This is a genomic window from Pseudomonas sp. NBRC 111131 (assembly GCF_001320525.1).
In the GTDB taxonomy this organism is placed as follows: Bacteria; Pseudomonadota; Gammaproteobacteria; order Pseudomonadales; family Pseudomonadaceae; genus Aquipseudomonas; species Aquipseudomonas ceruminis.
The window spans coordinates 1-4,058 of the sequence record NZ_BCBH01000071.1; the positions used below are offsets into that span (position 1 = coordinate 1).

The 4,058-nt window shown below is 60.9% G+C and carries 5 protein-coding genes; 2 read left to right on the forward strand and 3 right to left on the reverse strand.

Annotated elements, in window-relative coordinates:
* A partial coding sequence (locus APH34_RS29850; RefSeq protein WP_371263335.1) for a hypothetical protein occupies positions 1-245 on the reverse strand: 245 nt, incomplete at its 3' end.
* A gap of 208 nt (positions 246-453) precedes the next feature.
* On the opposite strand from APH34_RS29850, the gene APH34_RS28160 reads away from it, so the two are divergent.
* Positions 454-1,029 (forward strand): DUF2780 domain-containing protein, encoded by a 576-nt coding sequence (locus APH34_RS28160; protein ID WP_054903771.1) that lies wholly within the window; start codon positions 454-456, stop codon positions 1,027-1,029.
* 139 nt (positions 1,030-1,168) lie between these two features.
* Here APH34_RS28160 and APH34_RS28165 read toward each other — a convergent pair whose 3' ends face one another.
* Complete coding sequence (locus tag APH34_RS28165) at positions 1,169-2,521, reverse strand: APC family permease (protein ID WP_054903772.1); 1,353 nt, start codon at positions 2,519-2,521, stop codon at positions 1,169-1,171.
* Positions 2,522-2,696: 175 nt separating this feature from the next.
* The gene (locus APH34_RS28170; RefSeq protein WP_054903773.1) at positions 2,697-3,584 is read right to left on the reverse strand and encodes an acyltransferase; all 888 of its coding nucleotides are present in this window, start codon (positions 3,582-3,584) and stop codon (positions 2,697-2,699) included.
* A gap of 182 nt (positions 3,585-3,766) precedes the next feature.
* On the opposite strand from APH34_RS28170, the gene APH34_RS28175 reads away from it, so the two are divergent.
* On the forward strand, positions 3,767-4,058 hold a 292-nt coding region (locus APH34_RS28175; protein WP_177337060.1), incomplete at its 3' end, for a RimK/LysX family protein.

Here is a 4,058-nt window from a genome sequence, read left to right on the forward strand (position 1 = left end):
GTATAGAGGTGGCTGTGTATGCAGGCTACGCCGTGTGCTCGCAGCAATGAGGCGTGGCGATCTGTTTCTAGCAGGGTGGTACTGGATGACGAAAGTACAGTGTGTCTCTCCGAGAGCACTAAATTCTGTGTTCGGAAAATTCTCACGCTTTTATTAGGTTGTTTGATTAAAGATAATTTACCGTTTTGGTAGAAGAGGTTGTTTTTTGTTGGGTCTTGTTGTGCTTTACGGTTCTCGTCATTCATGTCGATTATCCCGCGGGTATTTCCCAAGTAGACAAGGAGCCAGTTTCCGTCTGAACAAAACCAGGCCGCAACTGGCAAAAGTGCTAGGTCGGCCTCTGACAGGTGGTTGGGAACGCGACATATCCGATTCGCGGCCCGGAACAAAGCTCTCTTCCCTCAGTCGAACGCCTCGTTTCCAAGGCCATTTCGGCCGATGAGGTCCCTCCCGATGAAAGCATTCACCCTGGCAACCCTGATGACCCTGGCTGCAAGCCCGGTGTTCGCCTTCAACCTCAGCGACGCTGCCAACGCCGTCTCTGCCATGCAGAACCAGAAGCAACAAGGCCAGGTGCAGGCGCCCGAGGCGCAGGCCAATTTGCTCAATACACTGGGCAGCGAACTGAAGATCACCCCGGAGCAGGCCGTGGGCGGGGCAGGGGCGATGTTGGGGCTGGCGCGCAATAACCTGAGCGCTGACGATTACGGCCAATTGACCAAAGCCGTGCCTGGGCTGGACCTGCTGTCGGGCGCCAATGCGCTGGGCGGGTTGAGCGGGCTGGGTGAAATGCTGGGCAAGAACAGCGAAAGCCAGTCGGCGCTGAGCCATGCGCTGGGTAATGACGTTGAGAACCGCAGCGACCTGGACAGTGCGTTCAAGGCGTTGGGGATGGATACCGGGATGATCGGGCAGTTTGCGCCGTTGATTCTGCAGTACCTCGGCCAGCAGGGCATCGCCGGGTCGTTGCTGCAGAACCTGGGTAGTTTGTGGACTACGCCGGCGCCGTTGGCTCAGCCTTCGGTCTGAAGGGTATGCAGGGCCGCTGCTGGCCCTATCGCCGGGTTGCCGGCTCCTACAGGGTGCTCACCGACTTCAAGTGCAGCGGTGAACCTGTGGGAGCCGGCTTGCCGGCGATGAGGCCGGTGCAGCCAGCATGTATTCCCAGTCAGGCGGCTTCGGAGAAGTCCACCAGGCTAACCGGGCGACGGAAGCCGGCAGTCAGTACCGCCAGGTACGCAAGCCCCAGGGCGAACCAGCACAGGCCAATCACCAAGGTCAGCGCCGACAGGCTGGTCCACAGCCACAAGGTCAGGCTCAACCCCACCAGCGGCACCGCGCCATAGCACAGCAGGCCCTTGAGGTTACGCTGCGCGCTGTCATCCATCAGGTGGGTTTTCACCACTGCCAGGTTCACCGCCGAGAACGCCACCAGCGCGCCAAAACTGATCAGCGAGGCGAGGGTGGACAGGTCGATCACCAGCGCCAGCAGCGAAAACGCCGACACCAGAAGAATGGCGAACACCGGCGTGCCGAGGCGTGGCGACAGGTGGCCGAAAGTACGCTGCGGCAGCACCCGGTCACGGCCCATGGTGTAGAGAATGCGTGACACCGCTGCCTGGGAGGCCAGTGCCGAGCCCAGGCTGCCGGCCACATAGGCGGCGGTGAAGAAGTTGGCCAGGAACTGCCCGCCCGCCTTTAACATCACCTCGTTGGCGGCTGCATCGGCGTTGGCGAAGGTGCTGCCGGGCAGCACCAGCTGGCTCACGTAGGCCAGCACGGTGAACAGCAGGCCGGCGAACAGGGTGGTGAGGATGATCGCACGCGGCACGTCGCGGCGGGCGTCGCGGCTTTCCTCAGCCAAGGTGGATACTGCGTCGAAGCCCAGGAACGACAGGCACAGTACCGCAGCGCCAGCCATCAGCGGGCCGAAGCCGGGTGCGCTGCCATCACCGCTCAGCGGCGTCAGCCAGTCGATTGGCTGGCCATTGCCCAAGGTCTGCCAGGACAGCGCCACGAACACGCCGATGAACACGATCTGCGCACCGACGATCAGGTTGCTGGTCTTGGCCACCGAGTTGATGCCGACCACGTTGAGCACGGTCACCAGGGCGATGGAGGCGAGCACGAAGGCCCAGGCAGGCACCGCCGGGAAGGCGATGTTGAGGAACAGGCCGATCAGCAGGTAGTTGATCATCGGCAGGAACAGGTAGTCGAGCAGCAGCGACCAGCCGGCCAGGAAGCCGACGTTCTGGCCGAAGGCCATGTTGGTGTAGGAATACGCCGAGCCCGCGACGGGGAAGCGCTTGACCATGAAACTGTAGGACGCGGCGGTGAACAGCATGGCCAGCAGGGTGACCAGGTAGGCGCCGGCGGTACGACCACCGGTGAGTTCGGTGACGATGCCGTAGGTGGTGAAGATGGTCAGCGGGACCATGTAGACCAGGCCGAAGAACACCAGGGCGGGGAGGCCCAGGACACGGCGGAGCTGGGGCGGGGCGGAGCTAGTTGGGTTGGCCATTGATCGATCCAGGCTTTTTTGTAGTTGTGCTTTGATCGATTTTTATCCACTTAGGTGGGGTGTGACAAAGAAGTATTCCTTATGCTGATTATTAGCCAGGGTTTTAATCGGGCATTTGCATTCATTGGCCTCTTCGCGGGCCTGTCCCGCGAAGAGGCCGGTCCAGAATGACGGCTTAGCGCATCTCCGAGCGCAACTGCTCGATCCGCTGATCCTTCTCCTCCCACAGCTGGTTCACCCATGCCTGCACAGACTGGCGGAACGCCGGGTCACTTTCGTAATCCCCCGCCCACAACGCCGGGTCCAGTTCACGCACTTGTATGTCGATAATCACCCGGCTGATGCTGCCATTGAGCAATGCCCAGAAGCCCGGCGCCTGGTCCCCTGGGTACACGATAGTCACATCCAGCAGCGCATCCAGTTGCTCGCCCAGGGCCGCCAGCACGAATGCCACGCCGCCGGCCTTCGGCTTGAGCAGATGGCGATAGGGCGATTGTTGTTCCCGGCGCTTGGCCTCGGTAAAGCGAGTACCTTCGAGGTAATTGACCACGGTCACCGGCTGGCGCTTGAACAGCTCGCAGGCGGCCTTGGTGATTTCCAGGTCCTTGCCCTTGAGCTCTGGATGCTTCTCCAGGAACGCCTTGCTGTAGCGCTTCATGAACGGGTAATCCAGGCCCCACCAGGCCAGGCCCAGCAGCGGCACCCAGATCAGTTCCTTTTTCAGGAAGAACTTGAAGAACGGCGTGCGGCGATTGAGGCTTTCGATCAATGCCGGAATGTCGACCCAGGTCTGGTGGTTGCTGACCGCCAGGTAGGAGGTGTCCTTGCGCAGGCGCTCGACGCCGCGGATGTCCCAGCGGGTGGGGATGCACAAGGCAAAGATGGCCTTGTCGACTTCCGACCAGGTTTCGGCAACCCACATCACTCCAGCCGAGGCATAGTCACGCCAGCGGCCTGGCAGCACCAGCTTGAGCAGGGCAAAGACCAGCAGCGGGCCGATCAGCACCAAGGTGTTGAGCAGCAGCAGGGAGGTGGTAAGAATGCCGGTCAGCAGGCGACGCATAAAGAGACTCTTGTTGTGGGATTAGAACGGGCGGCAATGATAAGCAGCGCCGCGGCCAACGCCAAATGTCCAATGCCGGGCGGCAGGAACAAATGTTTCACATTATGTTGTTTAGGCTTGTGACAGCGAACCTATCCTGCTTGCACAGTCTAAGCACTGACCCCCCTCAAGGAAGCCTGCCTGTGAAACCACTGCTTGCCCTGTTGTCGTTGTTGGCGCTGCCGGTCATGGCCGCCGAGCCCACGCTTTACGGCCGTTACGAGAACATCGCCCTGCCCGAGCTTGGCCAGACCCTGAAGGCGAAGATGGACACAGGCGCCTACACCGCGTCGTTATCGGCCAAGGACATCGAACCCTTTACCCGCGACGGTGAGGATTGGGTGCGCTTCCGTCTGGCGACCAAGGACGCTGATGGCAAGGTGTACGAGCACAAGGTTTCGCGCATCAGCAAGATCAAGAACCGTGCCGACGAAG

Coding starts and splice junctions, on each gene's coding strand:
- APH34_RS28160 (WP_054903771.1), top strand. CDS start 454: ATGAAAGCATTCACCCTGGCAACCCTGATGACCCTGGCTGCAAGCCCG.
- APH34_RS28165 (WP_054903772.1), bottom strand. CDS start 2,521: ATGGCCAACCCAACTAGCTCCGCCCCGCCCCAGCTCCGCCGTGTCCTG.
- APH34_RS28170 (WP_054903773.1), bottom strand. CDS start 3,584: ATGCGTCGCCTGCTGACCGGCATTCTTACCACCTCCCTGCTGCTGCTC.